This is a genomic window from Laceyella tengchongensis (genome assembly GCF_900182735.1).
GTDB lineage: Bacteria > Bacillota > Bacilli > Thermoactinomycetales > Thermoactinomycetaceae > Laceyella > Laceyella tengchongensis.
Window position 1 is genome coordinate 269,884 of sequence record NZ_FXTU01000004.1, and the last position, 23,566, is coordinate 293,449.

At 51.1% G+C, this 23,566-nt stretch carries 24 protein-coding genes and 1 riboswitch; of the genes, 17 read left to right on the forward strand and 7 right to left on the reverse strand.

Annotated elements, in window-relative coordinates; genetic code table 11:
• Nucleotides 1–5: 5 nt before the first annotated feature.
• The gene (gene thiC / locus QQZ12_RS10750) at nucleotides 6–1,754 is read right to left on the reverse strand and encodes a phosphomethylpyrimidine synthase ThiC (protein ID WP_022736987.1); all 1,749 of its coding nucleotides are present in this window, start codon (nucleotides 1,752–1,754) and stop codon (nucleotides 6–8) included.
• A 290-nt stretch (nucleotides 1,755–2,044) separates the two neighbouring features.
• Nucleotides 2,045–2,158: riboswitch (TPP riboswitch) on the reverse strand.
• Between the two features lie 241 nt (nucleotides 2,159–2,399).
• Between thiC and QQZ12_RS10755 the strand changes: the two genes are divergently transcribed.
• The gene (locus QQZ12_RS10755; protein ID WP_102993252.1) at nucleotides 2,400–3,206 is read left to right on the forward strand and encodes an ABC transporter ATP-binding protein; all 807 of its coding nucleotides are present in this window, start codon (nucleotides 2,400–2,402) and stop codon (nucleotides 3,204–3,206) included.
• Nucleotides 3,207–3,224: 18 nt separating this feature from the next.
• Nucleotides 3,225–3,710, forward strand: coding sequence for a GNAT family N-acetyltransferase (locus QQZ12_RS10760; protein ID WP_284724418.1), 486 nt, complete (start codon nucleotides 3,225–3,227; stop codon nucleotides 3,708–3,710).
• Nucleotides 3,711–3,850: 140 nt separating this feature from the next.
• Here the strand turns inward: QQZ12_RS10760 and QQZ12_RS10765 are convergent, their stop codons facing one another.
• From QQZ12_RS10765 to acnA, 3 genes are all read right to left on the reverse strand, one after another.
• A complete protein-coding gene (locus QQZ12_RS10765; protein ID WP_284724419.1) occupies nucleotides 3,851–4,525 on the reverse strand; it encodes a site-2 protease family protein in 675 nt (224 codons plus the stop codon).
• A 68-nt stretch (nucleotides 4,526–4,593) separates the two neighbouring features.
• Nucleotides 4,594–4,959 (reverse strand): VOC family protein, encoded by a 366-nt coding sequence (locus QQZ12_RS10770; RefSeq protein ID WP_022736983.1) that lies wholly within the window; start codon nucleotides 4,957–4,959, stop codon nucleotides 4,594–4,596.
• A 2-nt stretch (nucleotides 4,960–4,961) separates the two neighbouring features.
• The gene (gene acnA, locus QQZ12_RS10775; RefSeq protein ID WP_022736982.1) at nucleotides 4,962–7,685 is read right to left on the reverse strand and encodes an aconitate hydratase AcnA; all 2,724 of its coding nucleotides are present in this window, start codon (nucleotides 7,683–7,685) and stop codon (nucleotides 4,962–4,964) included.
• A gap of 324 nt (nucleotides 7,686–8,009) precedes the next feature.
• Here acnA and QQZ12_RS10780 point away from each other — a divergent pair, with 324 nt between their 5' ends.
• The gene (locus tag QQZ12_RS10780) at nucleotides 8,010–8,759 is read left to right on the forward strand and encodes an IclR family transcriptional regulator (protein ID WP_102993250.1); all 750 of its coding nucleotides are present in this window, start codon (nucleotides 8,010–8,012) and stop codon (nucleotides 8,757–8,759) included.
• Nucleotides 8,760–8,891: 132 nt separating this feature from the next.
• Entirely contained in the window at nucleotides 8,892–9,245 is a 354-nt protein-coding gene (locus QQZ12_RS10785) for a hypothetical protein (protein WP_102993249.1), read from the forward strand.
• A gap of 79 nt (nucleotides 9,246–9,324) precedes the next feature.
• Here the strand turns inward: QQZ12_RS10785 and QQZ12_RS10790 are convergent, their stop codons facing one another.
• Nucleotides 9,325–9,504 (reverse strand): hypothetical protein, encoded by a 180-nt coding sequence (locus tag QQZ12_RS10790; protein ID WP_102993248.1) that lies wholly within the window; start codon nucleotides 9,502–9,504, stop codon nucleotides 9,325–9,327.
• A 56-nt stretch (nucleotides 9,505–9,560) separates the two neighbouring features.
• Complete coding sequence (locus QQZ12_RS10795; RefSeq protein WP_284724420.1) at nucleotides 9,561–10,172, reverse strand: pyridoxamine 5'-phosphate oxidase family protein; 612 nt, start codon at nucleotides 10,170–10,172, stop codon at nucleotides 9,561–9,563.
• 101 nt (nucleotides 10,173–10,273) lie between these two features.
• Here QQZ12_RS10795 and QQZ12_RS10800 point away from each other — a divergent pair, with 101 nt between their 5' ends.
• The 8 genes from QQZ12_RS10800 (at nucleotide 10,274) to QQZ12_RS10835 (ending at nucleotide 16,310) form a co-directional block, all read left to right on the forward strand.
• Complete coding sequence (locus QQZ12_RS10800) at nucleotides 10,274–10,438, forward strand: hypothetical protein (RefSeq protein ID WP_181352881.1); 165 nt, start codon at nucleotides 10,274–10,276, stop codon at nucleotides 10,436–10,438.
• A gap of 220 nt (nucleotides 10,439–10,658) precedes the next feature.
• Nucleotides 10,659–11,333, forward strand: a complete 675-nt coding sequence (locus QQZ12_RS10805; protein ID WP_102993902.1) for a 7-carboxy-7-deazaguanine synthase QueE — start codon at nucleotides 10,659–10,661, stop codon at nucleotides 11,331–11,333.
• 6 nt (nucleotides 11,334–11,339) lie between these two features.
• Nucleotides 11,340–12,029: a 7-cyano-7-deazaguanine synthase QueC gene (gene queC, locus QQZ12_RS10810; RefSeq protein WP_102993246.1), complete on the forward strand. Its 690-nt coding sequence runs from the start codon at nucleotides 11,340–11,342 to the stop codon at nucleotides 12,027–12,029.
• 5 nt (nucleotides 12,030–12,034) lie between these two features.
• Nucleotides 12,035–12,421 (forward strand): 6-pyruvoyl trahydropterin synthase family protein, encoded by a 387-nt coding sequence (locus QQZ12_RS10815; RefSeq protein ID WP_022736974.1) that lies wholly within the window; start codon nucleotides 12,035–12,037, stop codon nucleotides 12,419–12,421.
• A 12-nt stretch (nucleotides 12,422–12,433) separates the two neighbouring features.
• A complete protein-coding gene (queF, locus tag QQZ12_RS10820) occupies nucleotides 12,434–12,922 on the forward strand; it encodes a preQ(1) synthase (RefSeq protein ID WP_102993245.1) in 489 nt (162 codons plus the stop codon).
• A 322-nt stretch (nucleotides 12,923–13,244) separates the two neighbouring features.
• Nucleotides 13,245–14,672, forward strand: a complete 1,428-nt coding sequence (locus QQZ12_RS10825; protein WP_284724421.1) for an RtcB family protein — start codon at nucleotides 13,245–13,247, stop codon at nucleotides 14,670–14,672.
• 74 nt (nucleotides 14,673–14,746) lie between these two features.
• Nucleotides 14,747–15,163, forward strand: coding sequence for a BrxA/BrxB family bacilliredoxin (locus QQZ12_RS10830; protein WP_102993901.1), 417 nt, complete (start codon nucleotides 14,747–14,749; stop codon nucleotides 15,161–15,163).
• A gap of 94 nt (nucleotides 15,164–15,257) precedes the next feature.
• Nucleotides 15,258–16,310, forward strand: a complete 1,053-nt coding sequence (locus QQZ12_RS10835) for a glycine-rich domain-containing protein (protein ID WP_102993243.1) — start codon at nucleotides 15,258–15,260, stop codon at nucleotides 16,308–16,310.
• Nucleotides 16,311–16,354: 44 nt separating this feature from the next.
• Here QQZ12_RS10835 and QQZ12_RS10840 read toward each other — a convergent pair whose 3' ends face one another.
• Nucleotides 16,355–17,071: an alpha/beta hydrolase gene (locus QQZ12_RS10840; RefSeq protein WP_102993242.1), complete on the reverse strand. Its 717-nt coding sequence runs from the start codon at nucleotides 17,069–17,071 to the stop codon at nucleotides 16,355–16,357.
• Between the two features lie 322 nt (nucleotides 17,072–17,393).
• On the opposite strand from QQZ12_RS10840, the gene QQZ12_RS10845 reads away from it, so the two are divergent.
• From QQZ12_RS10845 to QQZ12_RS10865, 5 genes are all read left to right on the forward strand, one after another.
• The gene (locus QQZ12_RS10845; protein ID WP_102993241.1) at nucleotides 17,394–18,800 is read left to right on the forward strand and encodes an amino acid permease; all 1,407 of its coding nucleotides are present in this window, start codon (nucleotides 17,394–17,396) and stop codon (nucleotides 18,798–18,800) included.
• Between the two features lie 174 nt (nucleotides 18,801–18,974).
• Nucleotides 18,975–20,924: an AMP-binding protein gene (locus tag QQZ12_RS10850; RefSeq protein WP_284724422.1), complete on the forward strand. Its 1,950-nt coding sequence runs from the start codon at nucleotides 18,975–18,977 to the stop codon at nucleotides 20,922–20,924.
• A 279-nt stretch (nucleotides 20,925–21,203) separates the two neighbouring features.
• The gene (locus QQZ12_RS10855; RefSeq protein ID WP_102993239.1) at nucleotides 21,204–21,914 is read left to right on the forward strand and encodes a sigma-70 family RNA polymerase sigma factor; all 711 of its coding nucleotides are present in this window, start codon (nucleotides 21,204–21,206) and stop codon (nucleotides 21,912–21,914) included.
• Nucleotides 21,915–21,938: 24 nt separating this feature from the next.
• A complete protein-coding gene (locus tag QQZ12_RS10860) occupies nucleotides 21,939–22,973 on the forward strand; it encodes an anti-sigma factor domain-containing protein (protein WP_102993238.1) in 1,035 nt (344 codons plus the stop codon).
• A gap of 105 nt (nucleotides 22,974–23,078) precedes the next feature.
• A complete protein-coding gene (locus tag QQZ12_RS10865) occupies nucleotides 23,079–23,345 on the forward strand; it encodes an AbrB/MazE/SpoVT family DNA-binding domain-containing protein (RefSeq protein ID WP_022736964.1) in 267 nt (88 codons plus the stop codon).
• Nucleotides 23,346–23,566: the final 221 nt, after the last annotated feature.

Below are 23,566 nucleotides of genomic sequence, written 5' to 3' on the forward strand. Positions count from 1 at the left end.
CAGGGTTACTGGTATAAAGAGGAACCTTTCTCTTTAAATTCCTCCGCTTTTTCCTTCAAGCCTACTTCCGCTGCTTCGGCCAGACTTAACCCGTTTTGCTCGGCATATTCGCGAATATCTTGCGTAATCCGCATGCTGCAGAACTTGGGGCCGCACATGGAGCAGAAATGGGCCGTCTTGGCCGGTTCCGCTGGCAAGGTTTCATCATGGTATTCCTGCGCCCGTACGGGATCGAGAGAGAGGTTAAACTGGTCGCGCCAGCGGAACTCAAACCGCGCTTTGGACAAGGCATCGTCCCGTTTTTGGGCGCCAGGGTGGCCTTTCGCCAGATCGGCGGCATGAGCGGCGATTTTGTACGCGATTACCCCTTCTTTGACGTCTTCTTTATTAGGTAACCCCAGATGCTCTTTCGGGGTGACATAACAAAGCATGGCTGTCCCGAACCAACCGATCATTGCCGCGCCGATGGCTGAAGTGATGTGATCGTAGCCTGGCGCGATGTCGGTCGTCAATGGGCCTAGCGTGTAGAAGGGAGCTTCTTGGCACACTTCTTGTTGAATGTCCACATTTTCTTTGATTTTATGCATCGGCACGTGGCCAGGCCCTTCAATCATCACTTGCACATCGTATTCCCAAGCGATCTTGGTCAGTTCGCCCAAGGTATACAGTTCAGCCATCTGCGCCTCATCATTGGCATCCGCAATCGATCCGGGACGCAATCCATCTCCGAGAGAGACGGAAATATCATAGCTCCGCAGGATCTCGCAGATTTCCCGGAAATGCGTGTACAAGAAGTTTTCCTGGTGATGGGCGAGACACCAAGCTGCCATAATCGAACCGCCGCGAGACACAATACCTGTCGTACGGTTGGCAGTGAGCGGGATGTATCGCAACAATACACCCGCATGAATGGTGAAATAGTCAACGCCTTGCTCGGCTTGTTCGATCAGCGTGTCGCGGTACATTTCCCAAGTGAGCTTGGCCGGATCGCCACCCGCTTTTTCAAGCGCTTGGTAAATAGGCACGGTGCCCACTGGCACGGGTGAGTTGCGGATGATCCATTCCCGGGTGTTGTGGATGTTTTTCCCTGTGGATAGATCCATGATCGTGTCAGCACCCCACAGGGTAGCCCAAGTCATTTTTTCCACTTCTTCTTCAATGGAAGAGGTTACGGCGGAGTTACCGATGTTGGCGTTGATTTTGACGTGAAAATTTTTGCCGATAATCATCGGTTCCGCTTCTGGATGGTTGATGTTGCTCGGAATGATTGCGCGTCCGCTAGCCACTTCTTCCCGAACGAATTCAGGCGTCACATTTTCACGGATAGCGATAAATTCCATCTCCGGCGTGATGATGCCCTTACGCGCGTAGTGCATCTGGGTTACGCTTTGGCCAGGGCGCGCGCGCAATGGGTGTGAACCCGTTTGGGGAAAGGTGCGGAAGAGATTCGCTTTTTCCTCGGATTTGAACCCATTGTCAATCGGTTGCACCTTGCGGCCTTCGTATTCTTCCACGTCCCCGCGTTCCAGAATCCATTGCCGCCGCAGTTTGGGCAAACCTTGCTCCAAATTGATCGGAGCGTCTGGATCGGTGTACGGGCCGCTGGTATCATAGACGCGCAACGGTTCATTTGGGGTTTCTCCCTGGGCATGGGCGGTCGGTGACAATCGAATCTCCCGCATTGGCACCTGAATGTCCGGGCGTGAACCGGGCACATATACCTTGCGGCTATTTGGAAAAAAATATCGTTCCATATCACAACACTCCTTGCGCTCTTGTTCGGACGGTCATATGGACAGGAGTTTGGCGCGCAGGGGCAAACGGAGGCGATGGTCGGGGGGCGATTGGAAATGGCGGTGCGTGCAAGCGCATCCGACCTGTGCGGCGAGTCGATGCGCCGTGAGGAGAATGCGGTGGTGTGTATGTGTGCATAGAAAAAGCCATACGCCCAGCGCGTATGACTTGAATGGTCAAAGTGTGAAGGAGCGCATCATAGCGGAAAATCCGTCGACAAGCGGTCTTGTCCCGACAAGGATCCCACAATGAAGCGGTTCCAACCCATCCCTACGCTGGCATTACCCAGATCAGGTTAACCGGTCGGCGGCAGAGTGCTCCGCCCTCTCAGCCTGGCTTACTCCAAGCTCCCGTCTTTCACATATGAAGGTGTCCAAAATTAAAGTATCATGACAATAATTTTCTGTCAACAAAGAATAGGTATGCCGTTCACATATTTGTCATTATTTTGCGAAAAAAGCGGGTTGGTGCCTGATTTTATCAAGCTATACTTAAATTGTAAGTGTTTGGTTGGAGAGTGAAATTTATTCTGGGATTAGAACATAAACATACACAATCATACATGGAATTTCAGCGTAATTGGGTTAGGAAGGGATGGGTGAATCATGCGGATTGAATGGTCTCATGTCAGAAAATGTTATGAAATATCTGATACACGGACCCGCCCAGCTCGGAACCAAATGAAAAACATCGGCTTACTTGATTTTTCAGCATCGGTCAGTGAAGGGATCACAGTGGTTCTAGGGCCGCGGGGAGCGGGCAAGTCCACTTTGCTCCGGGTGACGGCGACAGTGATGGTGCCGGATGATGGCAATGTGCTGTATCAACTGACGGACAAAGAAACGGTGGAATGGTCGCGGGGACGCTTGATGGCATCGGGAATATCCAGTGTGTCGCCGCTCAAACAAATCATTAGCTATATTCCGCATGCTAAGCAGCTTGACAATGACATGACCGTGGAACAGTCGCTGATCATGCAAGCGCGGAGCAAGCGGGTGTTGCGGTCTCGCAAACGGGCGATGGAACTGCTGACGCGTTGGGGATTGGCCGGTGTGCGCCATACGCCGTTGTACCAACTGCGCGGTGGGGCGCTGAAGCGCTTTTTATTGGCGCACGGATTGATCGGCAAGCCGCGCATATGGATCTTGGACGAGCCTACAGAGGGGCTGGACCCTTTGGGGCGGGCATTGTTGTGGCAAGAATTGCGGCACCCGTCCAAAGGCCGGATTACGCTGATCGCCACAGAACGGGATATGGCTTTGGCTGAACTGGCCGATCAATTGATTTTGATGGAATGTGGCCAATGCCGGCGTCACGGCAAGCGAAAATGGCTGACTGCTGGTGTTAAGGAAGGCACGGTTAGTGCATGGTATCGGACGATGCAGACTTTTTCCTATCAACAAGAACGATAACGGGATGAGGGAACCAGCATGGCAGAATTGGAATTAAGGCTGGCGGAGACGGATGAGGAAAGACAGTGGCTGGAAGCGTTATGGAAAAAGGAATGGGGCGGAACGACGATGATCACGCGCGGGCGTAGCACCGCTTTGGCGGATGTGCAGGCAGTGATCGCCTACAGTGGCGGGGAACCCGTGGGAGCGGTCACTTGGCGCATGGACGAACAAGATGCCGAACTGATGAGCCTCAATGCCTTTCGGGAAGGTCAAGGCATCGGCGGGGCATTGCTGGCACGCGCAGAGCAGGAAGTGAAATCCATGGGGACGACGCGCCTGTACCTGATCACCACCAATGACAATCTGCATGCGCTTGCTTTTTATCAAAAGCAGGGCTATCGGTTGGTGCGCCTGTTTCCAGGGGCTGTCGATGCCGCACGCCGGATGAAGCCGACCATTCCGGTCATCGGGCACCATGGGATTCCTTTGCGCGATGAGTTAGAGCTGGCGAAGGCATGGTGACGGCGAATATGCAAGGTGTGGCAACGCCCCCACTTGACGGTGTGCGTGAAGGGGGGGAGGGTTGCCTTTTGACTGGTGAATTGGCTCGCGCAAGGCTTTGTTTTTTAGAAAGCAAGCTGGATTTCCATAGCGAAGGTTGTTCACGCGAACAGCAATGAGAGGAGATTACCCATCGCCTCGATGGTCATGGGGATCGCATAGTTGAACATAGGTCCGAAGACAAATTGACCTAGCGGTGTGATGGCCAAGATAAGAAATACAAAAATGCCCCACTGTTCATATTGTCCCATCTTGGCTCGTAGGCGGGGAGAGACCAAGTCTTCCACGATGCGATAGCCATCCAGCGGTGGGAACGGGTATAGATTGAAGAAGAACAACAACACATTGATATGGACGATGGTGCCGAACAGGGTGTTGACGATATAACCGACTTGCGCAGACATCCCTTCTATTAGGCCCGCGGCGGTGGCTACCATCCAGAGCGCCATGGTGATCAATGCGACAAGAAGATTGCTGAATGGGCCAGCAAAGGTGACGAGAATGCTGTACAGTCGCGGTCGGCGAAAGTGGCGGCGGTTGACCAAGACGGGTCTAGCCCAACCAAAATGGAAGAAGATGAAGAATAATGTTCCCATCAGGTCGAGATGGGCGGCCGGATTCAGAGTTAGGCGTCCATCGTTCCGGGGGGTTGGATCCCCGAAGCGGGTCGCTACAAAAGCGTGAGCGAACTCATGCACGGTTAACCCGATCAATACCGCTGTCAGCAAAAACGGCAATTGATTGAGCGTGGCTGAGAAATAAGACAAAAAATCCATGGTTATCACCTGTCATCTCAAATGGATTGCATATAGAAAAAAGCAGTGCCATGTCGGCACTGCTTTTATCATAGCATTTGTATCATCTCAACGCGATTCCCAAATGGATCGCGAAACTCAAAACGATCGCACCCGGGGATGGGTATTGAATCCAAGATCTTGACCCCGTGTTGCTCAAGATGCGCGCGCCACGCGGCCAAATCGTCAACAAGGTAAGCGAGATGGGCTTTGGTGCGGTTTCGATCCACCCCTTCTTCGATGCCCACATGTACCTCTTTGGAGCCAACCTGAAGCCAGAAGCCGCCGCGTCCTTGAAGGGAAGCTGGTTTGGCGCGTTCTGGTAGTCCGAGGATTTCACAGTAGAAGTGTCGGGCATCTTTTTCCCCGCTTTTGGGAATCGTGATTTGCGCGTGGTGAAGATCGCGAATCTCCATGGTTACGCTTTGCTTCCTTCTTGGTTGGCCAGGATTTGGCGCAATACCGTTTGCAAAATGCCTCCATTGCGGTAGTACTCAATATCCACAACACTGTCCAGGCGCACAGTCACATCAAATTGGACGGAAGAGCCATCCGGTTTGGTTGCGGTCACGGTGAGCGTTTGACCTGGAGTCACTTCGTCGTTCAAGCCGGCGATATCGATTTTCTCTGTGCCGTCAAGGCCGAGCGATTGCCAGTTAGCTCCGTTGGCAAACTGCAACGGCAACACGCCCATGCCGACGAGGTTGCTGCGGTGGATCCGCTCAAAGCTTTCCGCGATGACGGCTTTTACCCCGAGCAAGTTGGTACCTTTGGCGGCCCAGTCACGGGAAGAGCCAGTACCGTATTCTTTGCCCGCGATCACGACCAATGGCGTGCCTGACTTTTTGTACTCCATCGCTGCATCGTAGATGGACATGACTTGTTGGGATGGCACGTGTTTGGTTACGCCACCTTCCGACCCCGGTACCATTTGGTTGCGAATGCGGATGTTGGCGAAGGTTCCGCGTGTCATTACCCGGTCATTACCGCGACGGGAACCGTACGAGTTGAAATCTTTGATGGCCACGCCTTTATCTTGCAAGTAGCGTCCAGCTGGGCTGGTCGGTGCGATGCTGCCGGCGGGAGAAATATGGTCGGTGGTCACGGAATCGTTGAGCAGCGCCAGGATGTGCGCACCCGTGATCGGCTTGATTTCTTCCACATCGGCGGACATGTCGACAAAGAATGGGGGCTCTTGGATATAAGTTGAATCTTGATCCCATTCATACAGCACGCCTTTGGGGGTTGGCAACTGGTTCCAACGTTCGTTGGCGTCAAAGACTTGCGCGTATTGTTTGCGGAACTGCTCGGCGCTGATAGCGGAGTTCATCACTTGACTGATCTCGTGCGAACTTGGCCAGATGTCTTTCAGATAGATGGCTTCACCCGCGTCATTGTGGCCGATGGGCTCCGTAGCGAAGTCGATGTTGACCGTTCCCGCGAGCGCGTAAGCAACTACCAGTGGTGGGGATGCCAGATAGTTGGCTTTGACCAGCGGATGAATCCGTCCTTCAAAGTTCCGGTTTCCGGACAGGACCGATGCCACAGTTAAGTCGTTTTCTTCAATCGCTTTGCTCACTTCATCAGACAGCGGGCCGCTGTTGCCGATGCAAGTGGCGCAACCGTAACCAGCGACAGTGAAGCCCAATTTGGCCAATGGTTCGATCAAACCGGCCTTATCGAGGTAATCGGTTACCACTTTGGAACCAGGTGTCAAACTGCTTTTGACGAATGGTTTAACAGTGAGTCCTTTTTCAACCGCTTTTTTCGCCACCAAGCCGGCGCCGACCATTACGGACGGGTTGGAGGTGTTGGTACAGCTGGTGATCGCAGCGATCACAACTGCGCCTTGATCCAATTGATAGGTGGAACCGTCCGGCAGGCTGACTTGCGCTGATTTGGCGCATTCTTCTTCGCTCAAGCCGAAGCCGCGTTGATCGATAGGCTTGCGCAATGTTTCATTCCAAGCTTCTTTCATAGCGGTAAGTTCAATGCGGTCTTGCGGGCGTTTTGGTCCAGACAAGCTGGGGACGACGGTACTGAGATCCAGTTCCACGGTGTCGGTGAAGACTGGGTCTGGCGTATCGTCGGTGCGGAACAAGCCTTGCGCTTGGTAATATTCTTTCACCAAGGTGACCAATTCTTCATCCCGGCCGGTGTTGCGGAGGTAGTTCAACGCTTCGTCATCGACGGGGAAGAAGCCGATGGTCGCACCATACTCAGGAGCCATGTTAGCGACGGTGGCCCGGTCTGCTAGGCTGAGATTGGAAAGTCCCGGTCCGTAGAACTCGACAAACTTACCAACGACTCCTTTTTTACGCAGCATTTCGGTTACTGTGAGTGCCAAGTCAGTGGCGGTGGCACCATCTGGCAATTGTCCGGTCAGTTTGAAACCGATGACTTCCGGAGTGATGAAGTACAGCGGTTGCCCCAACATACAAGCTTCTGCTTCGATTCCGCCTACACCCCAACCGACGACGCCCAAGCCGTTGATCATCGTCGTATGGGAGTCGGTTCCGACTAGGGAATCAGGGAAAACGACAGTTTCACCGTCGACTTCACGGGTAGCTGCTACATTGGCCAAGTATTCCAAGTTGACCTGATGCACGATCCCGGTTGCCGGCGGTACGGCGCGGAAGTTGTCAAGCGATTCAGCTGCCCATCTGAGCAGGCGGTAACGTTCTTCGTTGCGCTCAAACTCCAAATTCATGTTGTACTCAAGTGCGTCTTGGGTTCCCGCTTTGTCAACCATGACTGAGTGGTCGATCACCAGGTCAACGGGAATAAGCGGATTAATGCGTTCTGGGTCGCCGCCGACGCGCGCCATAGCCGAACGGAGCGCGGCCAAGTCCACCACGGCCGGAACACCGGTGAAGTCTTGCAATACGATGCGGGCAGGCTTAAATGCGATCTCCTTGTCGGAGCGCTTGTCGGCCCAAGTGGCCAATTGTTCGATGTGCTCTTTGGTTACAGCTTTGCCGTCGTATTGACGCACGGCCGCTTCCAGCAACACTTTGATGGAGAAAGGCAAGCGGGAGACAGGGCCGATTCCTTGCTCTTCCAATCCGTTCAGACGATAGTAAACATACTCTTGCTCCCCGACTTTCAGTTTGGAACGAACGTGAAACAGGTCGTTTGTCATCGTGGAACCTCCTTTTAGCGAACGCAAAATGATGCAGGCGAGTTTCATCTAGTGAAACTCAGTTTCTAAATTCGCTTTCATTATACAACGGTTTTGAAAAGTTGTATAGAGTGCTTTCATTGAAAAATCCCGGAATCTTTGTGCAAGCGACGAGCGGCCTTTATTTTCAGAAGGTCGGAATGCAGTATTGACAAGGGTTTTCGCAATTATCCTGCCCGTTTGAGGAGATTGTTTGCGGTCTTAAACATGCTTGTAGGTTTATCCCGCGTTTTTGGTATAATGGGTGAAAAGTTGTTTCGTAGAGTGAAACCGGAGGGGTAAACGGTGAGTGATGAGAAAAAGTCAACCGTGCGCGCGGCGGAACGAGCTTTGGATATCCTTCTCTGCTTTGTGGATGAAGGGAGCCTGGGCATGATGGAGATCGCCGAGCGTACCGGATTGAATAAAAGCACAGTATTTCGCTTGCTGGCGACGCTGGAAGGTAAGGGGTTTGTGAAGCGGGATTCGGAGACGGACAAGTATCAGCTCGGTTTCCGCGTGTGGGAACTAGCCACTAGCCTCAACCAATCAGACGAGCCGGCCGTTCTGTTTTTACCGGAGATGGAACGGTTGCGAGATGAGTTGGATGAAACGGTTAGCCTGTATTACCGTATCGGCAAAGAGCGAGTCCGCGTCCAGGCGATCGAGAGCAAACAAGCCATTCGCCGCGTGGCGCCGGTCGGGGCGCGGTTGCCATTGTATGTGGGGGCTTCCAGCAAAGTGCTGATGGCTTACGCCAGCGAGGAAGAGCTACAGGAGTTGCTGGCCGATCCCGATTGGCCCGACAGCGTCAACAAGGAAGTGTATTTGGAACAATTGCAGCGCATCCACGACGACGGCTACGCCATCAGTGTTGAAGAGCGGGAAGCGGGCACCGCGGCGGTCAGTGTGCCTGTATTTTCACGGCAAGGGAGATTGGTGGCGGCGCTGGCGGTGTCCGGCCCTGTTTCCCGCATGAATGTCAAAAAAATGGTGCAGTGTGTTCCCAGTCTCAAAGAGTCAGCCCAGCGGATGGGCAAGTTGGTGCGTGCGTGAGGCCCCTTAAAAACACAAAGGGGCCTCACGCACTTGTGACAGTGTGGTGAGGGTTCGTGAAAAATGGGAAGAGAGGCGCTTCGATTGTGATATAAAAACTAGAGAGCAAAAGGGAAAGGGGAACATGGCGTTATGAAAGTGGCGGCGATGGGATGCTTTTTGGGATTTATCTTCACTTTTCTTTTCACTTTGTACAGGTCCCAAGTGGAAAAAGCGAAACATGGGAAACTTCCTTCCTTGAGCAAGGCCAAATACCGTAAAATGTATGTCTCATCTTTTGTGTTTCTTGGTATTTTCATTATCGCGTTGCTAGCGGCCAAAGGGATGGATGACGGCAAAGCAAAACCGGCTGTTTCTGATCCACCCGCTTCCCAGTCGGATATCGACGCAAAAGGGACGTCGGCTAGCGATGATCTTGAGGATGACGACAAGCACGATAAAGATGAGAATAAAAAAAAGCGCAAGCATGACAACGACGATGACTGAGGAAGATAGCCATGGGCATGGCGCGATTCCACGTAAAAATAAAAGAAGAACGCCTGGCAAAGCGGCGTTCCTATCATCGTTACAGCTCGGCTTCAAACCGGTTTAACAGTAATTGCTTTATGCGCTGGCACTGTTGCTGGTGCCATTCATCACGATGGTCTTTTAGTTGTTTGTAAGTTTGGTCCAAGGCGAACTTGATCACTTCAGCCTCATCGGCGGTAAAAGTCCATGTATACATATCATCGGTCGTTTTTTCCACCTGACTCCCTCCTCTTTTTCAGTCTGGACAAGGAAGTGGGCAGTTAGCCATGCCGGTCAAGATTTTTTCAGGTCATCTCGCTGGGTACGACCGCCGTAGAAAAGCGCTTCCGGTTCTGCGACGTCTTGCTTGGCTATGATTTTGTCTGGTACGAGGCGGTAGACGATGGTTTTGCTACCCATGGTCGAACGGTATCTTTCCACATGGGCTTCACGCAAGGGAGTTGGGAAATACCCCGGCACGTATTTGGCTAGCATGGCATTCAGCGCCGCGGTGGCTTTGGCGAGATCGATGCCGGGAGCAACGTTTCCAAACAACATGACGCTGGTGTAAGACGTGCCGGTCTTGGCCGGGACGGTGGACACGATGGTTCCGTACTCTTGGGCTACGGTGAAACAGAGCGGGCCGGCGGCGGTGCTTAGCGCATCCGCCTTCCGACCGATTTCGCTTCCATGAAAATAAATCGCATCTTGATACCAGACATAGTTGAGCGGAACGACATACGTCCCTTCCGCATCGACGAGGCCCAGATAGCCGACGCGGGTGGAATGAAGAAGTTGCCGCACCCGCTCTTCGTCATGCAAACGTTTGGTTTTGCGGCGGATCGGGCGGCTTGTTTCTTTGTTGAGCAACGCGTGAAAGGGGCAAGTAGACCGATTGGGATTCATGTGCTTTCCTCCTCTAGCGGTGCAAAAAGCCTACCGCATCTTGCAAGAGGAAGATTGGATCATCAGCCGCCCCCCGCCATGGTACGGTGGTTAATCCGCGATTGTCGGTTCATGTGCCGCTCGTTTCCCCCAGGCGCGAGCAAAATCGATTTCAACTGTTGGAGCGCATCCGAGCGGCTACCCGTGTGCCAGGGATGTTTCTCCTGTCCGGTATTTCCACACCACCGGAGGAAGAGATCGCTCGCGTGTTGAAGCAAGTGGTATAGTTTGCTTAATGTATGACGAGAGATCGCTACGGCCCGCTGTTTTTCTTTTTTGGCATTGCCAATCATCTTCCTATTGCTAAGAGGGAAGCCCTTTTGCTAGCATGGCTAGTAGATGTTTTTCATAGCGGCGACCGCAGGGTGTTGCCCCATTTTGTTGTAAAAGAGAAGAGGTGCATTCGTGCCACAAGCGCATCAAACGATAGATGAAGTGAAAATCCCTATGGTGGAATTGTTTGAGACCGTAGAGGGGGAAGGGACACAGGCTGGGTATCCGACGACGTTTGTGCGGGTGTTCAACTGCAACCTGCGCTGTACGTGGTGTGATACGCCTTACAGTTATGCGCCGGCCAAGCCGGAGTTTTTCGCTACCATTGCCGAGATTGTGGCAGAAGTGAAAAGGTACGGTCACCCCCGTATTTGCTTGACTGGCGGGGAGCCGCTCATCTACGGGGAGAAATCGCTTTTGCTCATTGAGGCGTTGGCGCAGCTAGAAGAAGTGGTGGACATCCACATCGAGACCAATGGCGCCATTCATTTGGCTCCGTTTCATGCCTGGCGGGAAGCCAATCCCGAGTGGGGGCAAAAGGTGCGGTTTGTCCTCGACTATAAACTGCCAGCCAGCGGGGAACAGGACAAGATGATCGAAGAAAACTTCACTTTTTTGCGCGATACGGACGAAGTGAAGTTTGTGATCGCCGACGATACGGATTTTGACGTGGCGGTTGAAGTGGTGAGACGGCGGATGGAACGGGGCGTCCCACTGTTCAGCCCGGTGTGGGAGAGCATGCCGCCGGCCCGCTTGGTCGAGCGGATGTTAGCAGAGCGTTTGACGCAAGTGAAATTGAATTTGCAATTGCATAAAGTGATTTGGGACCCAAATGCTAGAGGAGTGTGAGCAGGAATGAGCAAAAAAGCGGTCATCGTGTTGAGCGGGGGGTTAGACAGCACCACTTGCATGGGGATAGCCTTGGCGGAAGGATATGAGCTGTACCCCATCACGTTTCATTATAACCAACGCCATGACAAGGAAGTGGAGCATGCCCGCAAAGTTGCGGCGCACTATGGGGTGGCAGAACGCCACAAGGTGGTGGATGTTTCCTTCCTCGGCCAGATCGGCGGAAGCAGCCTGACCGACACGGCGATGGAAGTGCCCACGGAGGGAGTGGGTGAGGGGATTCCGTCCACCTATGTGCCTGCCCGCAATTTGATCTTCTTGTCGTTGGCGACGGCTTATGCGGAAGTGATCGGTGCGCAAGTGCTGTACACCGGCGTCACGGCCGTCGATTATAGCGGCTATCCCGATTGCCGTCCGGAATTCATCAAATCGATGGAAGAAACCATTAACCTGGCTACCAAGCTGGGCGTCACCTCAGATGAGAAATTGCGGATCGCGACGCCGCTCATTTCGCTGACCAAAGGCGAAATCATCGCGCGGGGCCTGGAACTAGGCGTCCCATATGAATTGACCACCTCCTGCTACCAAGGGGAAGCGGAGGCTTGCGGGGAGTGTGACAGCTGTCTCTTGCGATTGAAGGGCTTTAAGGAGAACGGCGTACAAGATCCTATCCCATATAAAACGAAGATCGGGTGAGAATCATGCCTGGGAAATATACGTTGGTCAAGCACTTTTGGATTTCTTGCGCCCACCGCGTGCCTGGTGCGGGCAAGTGTGATCGATTGCACGGGCACAATTACAAAATCACTTTTTGCGTAGAAGGGACGCAATTGGATGAACAGCAGATGTTGATTGATTTTCGTCAAGTGAAACACGCCATCGAGAAGAAATATGATCATCATCTGTTAAATGAGTTCCCTGAGTTTGACCCCGCGCAAGGGGGACATGCCCCGACCACGGAGAAAGTGGCGGAAGTGTTCTTTTTAGCGATTGAAGAATTATGCGAGCAAAAATCAAATCGCCCCATTGTGAAATGGGTGGAAGTAGAAGAAACCAATGAAGCGTTTGCCCGTTATGAACGGGTGTAAGGAGGCAACTAGATGAGTGAGAAGCGACAGGAGCTCCAGCTCCATGCCCTCGGCGCTAAAACCGATTATGTGTTCCAATACAATCCGGATGTGTTGGAAACCTTCGACAACAAGCATCCGGACACGGATTATTTCGTGAAATTCAATTGCCCGGAATTCACCAGCTTGTGCCCCATTACCAACCAGCCGGATTTCGCTACGATTTATATTAGTTACGTGCCGGACCAGAAACTGGTTGAAAGCAAATCGCTTAAGCTGTATCTATTCAGTTATCGCAACCATGGAGACTTTCATGAAAATTGCATCGTGACGATCATGAAAGACTTGATTAAGAAAATGGACCCCAAATATATTGAGGTGTGGGGAAAATTCCTGCCGCGGGGCGGGATCAGCATCGATCCGTATGCCAATTACGGCAAACCGGGGACGCGGTGGGAACGGATCGCCGAACAACGATTGGCGCAACATGATCTCTATCCTGAACGCGTGGATAACCGGTGAGGATGTCACCCTCGGAGCGAGCCAGCTTCGGGGGTTTTTTGTGTGATTTTGTTTTTGCTTTAGACGTTTCAAAAGTGGATGCACGTGGAAAACCAGAGGGGAACATGTGGACGTTCTTCATGGGTAATCGTAGTTTTTGAAAAAAAATTTTTTTGACTCGCCGGCTATTTTACTTTTAAAAAAATCATCGGAAAATATCGTTCTTTACAAAAGCTCACGCATAATTATTCAAATCACCGGTTGCCCCTTACGCGATAAGCCGGGCCAGGGGTGTTTCTCACCCGTCTGGTCGCAGCGGCAACTGGTGCAAAGGGGAAAAGGTATGATTAAACATCATGGAAACAATCATCGCGAACTGTCATTGGCGCACGGCACATTACATGTGTTTGCCAATGATGAAGTATTCGCATCCTTGGAACAACGCGTCTACGACATGGCTGACAACAATTTGCGCATTCCGCGCAATGTCTATATGAGCTACACCCCCGACGCCCACGTGGGGGTGGGCACGTGCATCGGAACAACGGCAGTCTGGAACATGAAGGATGGATTTGTCTCTCCGTCCATCGTCGGGTCCGATATCGGTTGCGGCATGAGGGTGCATCTGACACCGCTCACCAAGGCCGACATCCAGTCGAAGTCGTTGCGGCGTGAAATGATTGAGTCAATCGAGAAATACGTACCCGTCAATGAACGGCAATCTTCGTCCTATAGCGATATAGAGGTGGAAAAGGTGGTAACCGAGGGGATTGAAGGCCTGCCGGTCTCCTACATCCCCGACGAAAAGCCGTCGAAAAAAAGCAGATCCCTCACCCATGTGGAACATGCCAAGTTCAAGTTTGACAAAGATTACTTGTCCGACGTCTCGGACAAGGTGTGGGCACGCGCTTGGCAAACGATTGGGACATTAGGGGGCGGCAACCATTTCGTCGAAATTCAAACCTTGGAAATCAATGAAGCGAAGCGTGACATCGCCGCCAAGTGGGGGATGTTTGATGGGCAAGTGGTGGTGATGATCCATTCCGGTTCTCGTGCCTGGGGTGGGATGATGGGGAAACAGTACACCCGCGACTTCCGCAACGCGATGGATTTATGGGGAATTGAAAATCCTGATCCTACCTTGGTATACGCACCGATCCAGAGCGCTGAGGGGCAACGCTACATCAACCTGATGTATTCGGCTTTGAATTATGCAGTCGTCAACCGTCACATGATCGCGTTTGGTGTGCGTCAAGGTTTGAAAGATGTGTTTGGCTCCGCACTTGAGATGCCGGTTCTGTATGACTTGATGCACAATTATGCCTTGCAAGAGTTTCATCGCAACAGAGCGATGCTGGTACATCGCAAGGGGACGACCCGCGCTTTGCCGGCCGGTCATTTCCTCAACGCCAAACCGTACAAAGAGACGGGTCATCCTGCACTCATCCCCGGGTCGATGGGAACGGCTTCTTACATTATGGTCGGGGAAAAGGCGGGAGAAAAGAATTTCTATTCGATTTGCCATGGAGCGGGCCGTGTCCGCTCACGCAAAGCGACCAAACAGGTGGTTACTATCGACCAATTTGCCCAGTCGATGAGAGTAGGTACGGAAGAGGAGATTATGGTGAATCAACGCACGTTGCGCGACATCTTGGATGAATGCCCCCAGGCGTACAAAGATGTGGATCAAATCATCGATTCCGTCGTTGGCGCAGGTTTGGCGTCGGTCGTGGCCAAATGTCATCCCATGGCAGTGATCAAAGGGATTTAAGTTCCAGCTGGGATGGGATACAATAAGGGCAAAGGAGGGAAGAATAAGTGACTGAAAACTTCTACTTGCAACAAATGCAGACAATGGTTCAACATATGCGCGATGAGTTGACTTCGATCGGTGTGAAGGAGTTGCGCACCCCTGAAGAAGTGGATGAGGCGCTGAAAGGGGAAGGGGCCAAAGGAACCACCTTGCTCGTGATCAACTCGGTGTGTGGCTGTGCCGCCGGTTTGGCTCGTCCTGCCGTCGCGCTGTCGTTGAAGCATGATAAAGTTCCCGATCATTGGTATACGGTGTTTGCCGGCCAAGACCGCGAAGCGACGGAGCGGGCCCGTTCCTATTTGGTAGGTCAACCGCCGTCATCTCCGTCGTTTGCGTTGTTGAAAGACGGCCAACTGGTACATATGGTTCACCGTCATGAGATTGAGAATGTGCCGCTTGAACAGATTGCGGCCAATCTGACCAACGCTTACGACAAATATTGCGATTGATGTGAGGACTCCCCTGTTTTTTCGGGGAGTGCTCTCTTTTTTGAAAGCCCCAGGACGAGGGAGCCTTGACAGTGAAAGCGAAAGGGTGGTTCACGTGGAGGTAGTAGCGTTTATTTTACTGGCCTTTTTCATTGCGATTATCATTTTGGTCAATGCGCTGTACCGCTCAGCTAAAAAGCCCCGCCCCAGCCAGTCGTATATTTTACCCGACTTGGGGATGCAAGAGCACAGTGAAGAGTTTGCGCAAGAATTGAAAGCGCTCATCGGCCACTTGGACAACGCGTTAGATGAAACCTATGTGGCGCGCGTAAAGGAACGCGTTTTCCGCGAGCATAAAGTGGGTTTGACCGAATGGGAAAACCGCTGGTTTGAGTGGAAACGGTACTTGGTGATGACCGCGTTGTTGAAGAGTGTTCCCATGTACAGCCGGGAAGTGGATGAAGTGTGGCATGAGATGCTGATGTTCACCCGCGAATACGAAGATTTCTCACGCCGTTTCTTAAGAACCACCTTGCATCACTCCCCAAATGATGGCGATCAAGCGCCTGACCCCTACGAGCGGGCATGGTTTGATGTGATCTATGTCTGCCTGTTCAAACCGACCAAATACAGTTCGCAAACATGGGGCGCCTTTTTGCGTCACCCGCTTCGCCGTGAGCTGATCTGGGCGTTAAAGGAAGATGATGTGGAAGAGATTGCGAGCCGCTATTTCAATACTCGTACTCAAGAACAGGTACCGCATGTGGCTAAGCTGGTTTCATCCTTGATCGCGTATCTGAAAGGGCAATTGGCCAAAATTGATGGGGCGGTCGCCAAAGAAGGACACACTGTGACGAAATTCAAGCGCTACCGAAAGAGCTTGGTACCGCAATCGAATGAGGCGTTGCTCATGTTGACAAGCGTCTTGTTTTTATCCGCTTATCATGATGAGGACTTTGCAACGCAACTGGCACGGCTCCAATCACAGTCCGCGAAAGCCAATCATTCGACCTCCGGTTCGGATGAATTTGGATGTGCCAGCATCGACGACGGGGGAGATTCTGGTGGTTCTGGTGATTCTGATTCTGGGAGCTCCAGTTGCTCAAGTTCCAGTTCTAGTTGCTCCAGTTCCAGCTGTTCCAGCTCTAGTTGCGGTAGCTCATCATAAACAAAAATCCATGACAAGTGAGCAAACTTGTCATGGATTTTTTGTTATTGCCCGAAAAATAGGCGCAAGGCACGGGGCAGTTCACGTTGCCAGAACCCCCATGTATGGTCTCCCTCTTCCTCGTAATAGGCCACTTTTGCATTTTTTTCAAGCAAATGGCGTTTCATTTCGCGATTGCGTGCGACCAAGTCAAGGGTGCCCATATGTGTGGGAACCGCAATCTCCGACAAGCCGATCGATTGATAGATCTGAAGGTGTGAGAGGCTGGGTTGCCGCATCACTTCATCAATGGTTTGTTGCAGGAATGCTCCTGACTGGGATAAAACGCGGGAACAGACATCAGGATATTGAAGCGCCAAATGCAATGAGACGGTGCCGCCAAGAGAGGAGCCGCCTATCACCAGGTCATCCCGTTTCGGACTGATGGGGTAACGGCTCCGCACCAAGGGAAGCAATTCTTCAACCACCATGCTCATATGCGACGCTTGCCGCTCTCCGATCGGTGAATATTCGCTGGTGCGGCGCTCTTTGTTCACCGGAATCGCCATCATGGCGAAGGGTGTAAGTTCTCCGGCTTCGATCAATGGCGTCGCTTGGGTGACGATGCGGCCCAAGTTGAAATAATCGGGCCCGTCGTGTAGCACCAACAGCGGCAAGTCGGTCAATGTTTCGTGGCCGGGAGGCAGATAGATGAGGATTTCTTTGGTTTCATTCAGCCAGCGGCTCGTTACCAATTCTTTCTTAATGGTGCGTTTTGCCATGTTGTCTCCGCCCTTTTCTGCATTGATTTTATACAGGTTCTTATCCAATAAATCGTGTCAAAATAGCTTTAATCGCTATATGTATTCAATACTATACCCTATTTTTGAAGTGATTTCCTATTGATTATTTATTTGGTTGTCGTGTATATTTATACTATGAAGCAATAAAGTTTTAATATAATATATTCCCTACGAAAGGGTATAATAACGGCAAAATGAAGGGATTATTGGAGTTGGATAAAAATGAACCTTTTCTTTTTTTGAAAAAAATTATAATATCGACATATGATAGATTGCGTTGCACTGACGAGGAGGAGGATTAATGCAGGAAATTAATCAGCAGCAAGAATTGAAAAGGACAATGAAAAGCCGCCACTTGTTTATGATTGCCCTTGGGGGCGTGATTGGAACCGGATTCTTTTTGAGCACGGGATATACCGTGGGGCAAGCCGGTCCATTTGGCGCGGTATTATCTTACCTTATCGGCGGTTTGAGCATGTACCTGATCATGCTGTGTTTGGGGGAGTTGGCCGTCGCTTATCCTGTTGCGGGATCATTCCAAGATTATACGACAAGATTTATCAATCCAGCGACTGGTTTCACCATCGGCTGGCTGTATTGGCTCGGCTGGGCGGTAACTGTGGCGCTCGAATTGATCTCAATCGGAATGTTGATGGATCGTTGGTTTCCTGATGTTTCCCTATGGGTATGGTGTTTGGTGTTCGGAATTATTCTGTTCGTTGTAAACGCTTTCTCTGCAAGGGGCTTCGCGGAGACGGAATTTTGGTTTTCCAGCATTAAAGTGTTAACGATTATTGTCTTTATCATCCTGGGTGGAGCGGCAATGTTCGGCTTGATCACGTTGAAAGGCGGAGAAGCTGCTCCGATGCTGAATAACTTTACGAAAGACGGCTTGTTCCCCAATGGATTTGGTGCGGTCTTGATGACCATGTTGGCGGTAAACTTTTCATTCCAAGGAACCGAATTGATCGGGATCGCATCGGGAGAGAGTGAGAATCCCGATAAGACCATCCCACGGGCAATCAATCAAACCGTCTGGCGTACGATTCTTTTCTTCGGTTTGGCGATTTTTGTGTTGGCTGGCTTGATTCCATGGAAAGAAGCCGGTGTGATGGAAAGCCCGTTTGTCGTAGCATTTGAGAAGCTGGGCATTCCTTATGCTGCGGATGTAATGAACTTCGTCATCTTGATGGCGCTGTTGTCTGTTGCCAACTCCGGATTGTACGCGACGACCCGGATGTTGTACTCCTTGTCACACAATGGCATGGCGAGCCCGATATTCGGCAAAGTGACCAAGAAGGGTGTGCCGCTTAATGCGTTGATCCTCAGCATGGGCTTTGCCTGTCTGTCCCTGTTGTCCTACCGTTTCGCAGAAGACACCATCTACATGAGCTTGCTTTCCATCGCCGGAGTGACGGCGGTGCTAGCTTGGATGTCGATTGCCGCATCCCAATTCTTCTTCCGCATCAAATATGTGAAAGAAGGTGGGAAAGTGGAAGATCTGAAATTTAAGACTCCGCTGTTCCCGATTGTGCCGATCTTGGCCTTTGTGATCAACTTGGTGGTCTTGGTGAGCCAGTGGTTTGATCCTGCCACCCGCAGTGCGATCACCTTCGGCGTGCCGGCGATCATCATCTGCTACATTGTGTATTTCTTGTTCTTCAGAAAAAAATTCGCCGCATTGCAAGAAAAGCGGGTAACCGAATAAATTGATTAGGCAAATCGCCTTTCCAATGCGTAGCACTCCCTGGTATACAGACAGGGGGTGTTTTTTTTGTGCAATTAAAGACTAAAATCATTCAATATTGTGATTTTTCAATTGGAAAGTTAAAATGAATGTACAACGAGCCCTGATATTTCATGCGGGAAATGGAGTGGTACCATGTATAAACCGGTTTGGTTTCCCAGGCGGGAGATGATCGAGCAGACAAGGCTATATCGTCTGATGCAGAAGTTGGGGTATGAAGATTATGATGCATTTTACCAAGCGTCAATTAAGGATATTGGTTGGTTTTGGGATGAAGTAGCCAAAGACATGTCGCTTGCTTGGACGGTACCTTACACAAAAGCAGTCGATTTGGAGCGAGGCATCGCTTGGCCGCGCTGGTTTGTCGGGGGGAGGTTGAATATCTCTGCCAACGCGCTAGATCGGTTTGCGGAAGATCCAGCTAGACGCCACCAGCTTGCCCTGATCTGGGAAGGCGACGACGGCTCGACGGAGAAACTGACGTACCGCGAATTGTTGCGTGAGGTGAACCGTTGCGCTCGCGGGTTACGTGAATTGGGCGTCCGACGGGGTGACCGGGTCGCGTTGTATCTGCCCATGATCGTGGAGAATGTGGTGGCGATGCTGGCGATTGCCCGGCTCGGCGCGATTTTCACCCCGTGTTTTTCCGGTTACGGCGCGGAAGCGGTGGCGACTCGAATTCAAGGCTGTGAAGCGAAGTGGCTCATTACGGCGGACGGTTACAAGCGCCGCGGAAAGACAGTGGCGATGAAAGAAGAAGCTGACCGGGCTGCGCAATTATCTCCATCGATTGAAAAGGTGATTGTGGTGCGGAGGCTGGGGAGAGCGTGTCCTTGGCATGACTCCCGGGATGTAAGTTGGGATGAGTTGATGAAAAAGATGGAACCGCTTCCACCCGTCGATACCGATGCCAGTGAGCCGTTAATGATCATCTTTACTTCTGGCACCACGGGCAAGCCGAAAGGGACGGTTCACACCCACAGCGGTTTCCCGCTCAAGGCCGCATTTGATGCGGGGTACGCTTTTGATGTGGGGCCTGGAGATGTGCTGTTCTGGGTGACGGATATGGGTTGGATGATGGGGCCGTGGATGGTGTTTGGCTCATTGCTGATGGGTAGCACCATGCTGTTGTACGAAGGCACTCCTAACTATCCCCAGCCAAATCGGTTGTGGCAATTAGTCGAGCGGCATGGGGTGACGCACTTGGGCATCTCCCCGACCTTGATCCGTTCTTTGATGAAAGAAGGGGAATCGTGGCTGAAAGGAAACGACTTGAGCTCGCTCCGGGTGTTTGGCTCCACGGGCGAACCATGGAATCCAGAGCCGTGGATGTGGCTGTTTGAACAAGTGGGACGAAAGCAAATCCCCATTTTCAACTACTCAGGCGGAACAGAGGTGTCAGGGGGGATCTTGGGCAATCACTTTTTCAAGCCGATTGCACCGTGCGGTTTTGCTGGCCCATTGCCAGGGATGGATGCCGATGTGTGGGATGAACAGGGAAAACCGGTGCGCGGCGAAGTGGGCGAGTTGGTGTTGCGCCAGCCTTGGGTCGGCATGACCAGCGGCTTTTGGCAGGATGACGACCGTTATGAAGAGGCGTATTGGCGGCGTTGGCCCCAAACATGGGTGCATGGGGATTGGGTGGCCATTGATGAAGAAGGGCAGTGGTTTATCACGGGGCGTTCAGACGACACCCTCAACATCGCCGGCAAACGAATGGGACCTGCGGAAATGGAGTCGGTACTGGTGGATCATCCAGCTGTTTTAGAAGCGGCCACCATCGGTGTTCCAGATTCGGTCAAAGGCGAATGCGCGGTGTGTTTTGTCGTGTTGAAAGCGGAGCCGGACACGGGAGAGGAGATGGAACGGGAGTTGATTCACTTTGTTGGCGAGAAGATGGGGAAAGCATTGAAGCCGAAACGCGTTCTTTTCGTCGACGAGTTGCCGAAGACACGAAACGGTAAGATCTTGCGCCGCGTCATCCGAAGCGCCTATCTGGGGCGGGAGACTGGGGATTTATCGTCTTTGGAGAATCATACAGCTGTTGAAATCATACGAAAAATGGGAGATAATCACATAGACTGAAGATCGATCTATAGGGGCAGAATGTTTGGACACTGGGGTGCTTTTTCGACTCATTTTTAAATAATTTGTAAAAATCGTTGGTTTCCTATTAAAGGGAACCAATTTCTTTTATCATGCCCGAAAATAAACGGGTTGATTATTTTATGTTTTTAAAAAATCTTACTTTTAATTAGTCAAATATGTGGGCAAACATGGTAAAATGATTTTGCTTCCGCGAAGAGAGACACAAAAAAAGGGAGACGATGCGAATAAATAGATAGGGAGAGGTGTCGGTATTGCATGTTCCGGGGAACTACAGATTTAGAAGCACGTGTGTTACAGGTGCAAACTGCTCACTCTCCTGAACAGAGAGACGATTTGTTGCGTGAATTGGAACCTCACGTTCGTCGAATCGCTTCCCGGGTATGCCGGAGAGTGATAACGCAGCAAGATGATGAGTATATGATTGCTTATCGGGCGTTGGATGAAGCGTTGGAGAAATTTAAACCTGATTTTAACGCTTCATTTTTATCCTTCGCTTACAAAGTAATCCAGCGCCGCCTAGTCGATTATTTCCGTCAAGAGGGCAAGCATCATCGAGTGTTGCCGATGGGCGGGACTGGCACACGGGCTGATGAAAACCAAAATCAAGAACTTGTATCCGTATCCTTTGAAAGGCATAACAATGAAGAGTTGGATCGCATGCGCAGGATGGAAATTGAAATTTTCATCAAAGCTCTAGCCAAATTCGACATCAGCTTGAATGATTTGGCCAAGAAAAAGCCCAAGCATCGTGACACGCGTGAAAATCTCTTCCAGATAGCCAGACAGCTTGTAGCGGATCAAAGCTTGCTACATAAATTTTATACACAAAAAAGACCTGACAAAGAATTGGCTAAAGCTTTAGGCATGCATCGCCGAACGCTAAGCAGGCACCGCGATTATTTGATCGCGTTGACGATTGTTCGAGTGGAGGATCTTGGTTTGTTGCGAAGTTATATTGGATTGTGACGGGGAGAAAGGGGGGGCGGACCTATGCACAGAGGAATTATAATGGAAGTGCAATCACGGCATTGGATTGTGCTCACCCCAGAAGGCGATTTTATCAAAGTACCAAGAACCAATCCTTCCTTAGTGGTTGGGGAGGAAATCACTTTCCAAGCGACGAAGCGCAATCGCCGGAGGCTTGTCCCGGCATTTGTCTCCGTTGCAGCCGCCGCCGTACTGGGGATGTTTTTCATTTTGCCGCAGATGGCTCCGGATCGGGTCGATGCTCAAACATACATTTATGTTGATGTGAATCCGAGTGTGGAAATCGGCATAGATGAAGAGCGCAATATAGTGGAACTCCATCCGCTGAACAAGGCAGCTAAACAATTATTGGATGGGGAAGAATGGAAAAAAGAGAGCCTTAACCAATTCGTCATCGACTTCTTGGGAAAAGCCAAGCAACACGGCTATGTGCAACAAAAAGACCAAGTGGTGTTGTCCGGTTATAAAGAAGAGAAAAATAGTGAAGAAACGCTGGATCATCTCAAAACGATCCTGGACAACAAAAGCAAGCAGGAAAATTTGCAATTGGAAGTGCGTTCGTTAGTCGTTCCCAAAAAAGTGAAAAGCAAAGCAAGCCAATTTGGCTTGTCTCCTGTGAAGTACACCGCTTGGCTGATAGCTAAAAAAGAAGGCAAACAATTGGAAGCTGAAGAGATGGAAGAAACGCCATTGACAGAGCTGGCGTTGGAAGTGCCGCCTGTTTCTGAGATGTTGAATAAACCAGAGGTGTTGCCGGAGCTTGTGGACATCATAGAGAAAGAGCATCCGAAGGCAACCGAACCTAAACAGGAACCGCGCACGACAGATGAGCCGAAGCCACCGGCCACAACGCCGAACAATCAGGATGAACCAACACAAGAACCGCAACCTGAGCCGAATAACGAGCAGCCTGAGCAAGATCATTCGGGTACGGGTGACACAGGCGGGACAAATCAACCGCCAACGGATAACAATACCAATACGGAAACATCACAAAGCACCGACACGAACACTGGATCGACGCAAAAGACGCCATAGTACATTACACCGTCCGATACCAGCCTAGTCCACGGCAAGGCTCGCATTTTCAGTTGCAAGCTGACACCTCCCACCAGCTTCAACAGAAAAGAGAGGGGCCAACCTATGAAGGGAATCGGGATCGTTCGGAAAGTAGACCACCTAGGACGCATCGTTTTGCCCAAAGAACTTAGGGATATGATGAACATCAATCCCCATGACGGGGTGGAAATATATGTTGACAATAATAGTATTGTCTTAAAAAAATATAACCCCACATGCGTCTTATGCGGAAACGCCGATAAACTCTTTTATTTCCGAGAAAAAATCATTTGCGAAGAATGCGTTGAAGAAACCGCCAAATATGTGTTGGCATCCGGAGAGCAAAGATAACTGGCAAGGCACCCTTGAAAGGGGTGCCTTTTTTTATGGTAATTAGAAGCGCTAGGCTTTTGTGCTGTGATGCTGGACAGCTGTTGTGTAACAAACTGACAAACAATCGCTTGTTTGGTAAAATAAAATCGTATCATCAGAAAAGAGAGTTTTTTTAAAATAGTTTATTTGTAATCGCTTCCAACATATCTGAGCTGGGTAAACATCGGATTGGGATGAAT

Coding starts and splice junctions, on each gene's coding strand:
- QQZ12_RS10815 (WP_022736974.1), top strand. CDS start 12,035: ATGCCTGGGAAATATACGTTGGTCAAGCACTTTTGGATTTCTTGCGCC.
- QQZ12_RS10860 (WP_102993238.1), top strand. CDS start 21,939: ATGCACAGAGGAATTATAATGGAAGTGCAATCACGGCATTGGATTGTG.
- queF (WP_102993245.1), top strand. CDS start 12,434: ATGAGTGAGAAGCGACAGGAGCTCCAGCTCCATGCCCTCGGCGCTAAA.
- QQZ12_RS10830 (WP_102993901.1), top strand. CDS start 14,747: ATGCAGACAATGGTTCAACATATGCGCGATGAGTTGACTTCGATCGGT.
- QQZ12_RS10760 (WP_284724418.1), top strand. CDS start 3,225: ATGGCAGAATTGGAATTAAGGCTGGCGGAGACGGATGAGGAAAGACAG.
- QQZ12_RS10825 (WP_284724421.1), top strand. CDS start 13,245: ATGATTAAACATCATGGAAACAATCATCGCGAACTGTCATTGGCGCAC.
- thiC (WP_022736987.1), bottom strand. CDS start 1,754: ATGGAACGATATTTTTTTCCAAATAGCCGCAAGGTATATGTGCCCGGT.
- QQZ12_RS10795 (WP_284724420.1), bottom strand. CDS start 10,172: ATGAATCCCAATCGGTCTACTTGCCCCTTTCACGCGTTGCTCAACAAA.
- QQZ12_RS10770 (WP_022736983.1), bottom strand. CDS start 4,959: ATGGAGATTCGCGATCTTCACCACGCGCAAATCACGATTCCCAAAAGC.
- queC (WP_102993246.1), top strand. CDS start 11,340: ATGAGCAAAAAAGCGGTCATCGTGTTGAGCGGGGGGTTAGACAGCACC.
- QQZ12_RS10850 (WP_284724422.1), top strand. CDS start 18,975: ATGTATAAACCGGTTTGGTTTCCCAGGCGGGAGATGATCGAGCAGACA.
- QQZ12_RS10755 (WP_102993252.1), top strand. CDS start 2,400: ATGCGGATTGAATGGTCTCATGTCAGAAAATGTTATGAAATATCTGAT.
- QQZ12_RS10785 (WP_102993249.1), top strand. CDS start 8,892: ATGAAAGTGGCGGCGATGGGATGCTTTTTGGGATTTATCTTCACTTTT.
- QQZ12_RS10765 (WP_284724419.1), bottom strand. CDS start 4,525: ATGGATTTTTTGTCTTATTTCTCAGCCACGCTCAATCAATTGCCGTTT.
- QQZ12_RS10865 (WP_022736964.1), top strand. CDS start 23,079: ATGAAGGGAATCGGGATCGTTCGGAAAGTAGACCACCTAGGACGCATC.
- acnA (WP_022736982.1), bottom strand. CDS start 7,685: ATGACAAACGACCTGTTTCACGTTCGTTCCAAACTGAAAGTCGGGGAG.
- QQZ12_RS10845 (WP_102993241.1), top strand. CDS start 17,394: ATGCAGGAAATTAATCAGCAGCAAGAATTGAAAAGGACAATGAAAAGC.
- QQZ12_RS10855 (WP_102993239.1), top strand. CDS start 21,204: ATGTTCCGGGGAACTACAGATTTAGAAGCACGTGTGTTACAGGTGCAA.
- QQZ12_RS10840 (WP_102993242.1), bottom strand. CDS start 17,071: ATGGCAAAACGCACCATTAAGAAAGAATTGGTAACGAGCCGCTGGCTG.
- QQZ12_RS10805 (WP_102993902.1), top strand. CDS start 10,659: ATGGTGGAATTGTTTGAGACCGTAGAGGGGGAAGGGACACAGGCTGGG.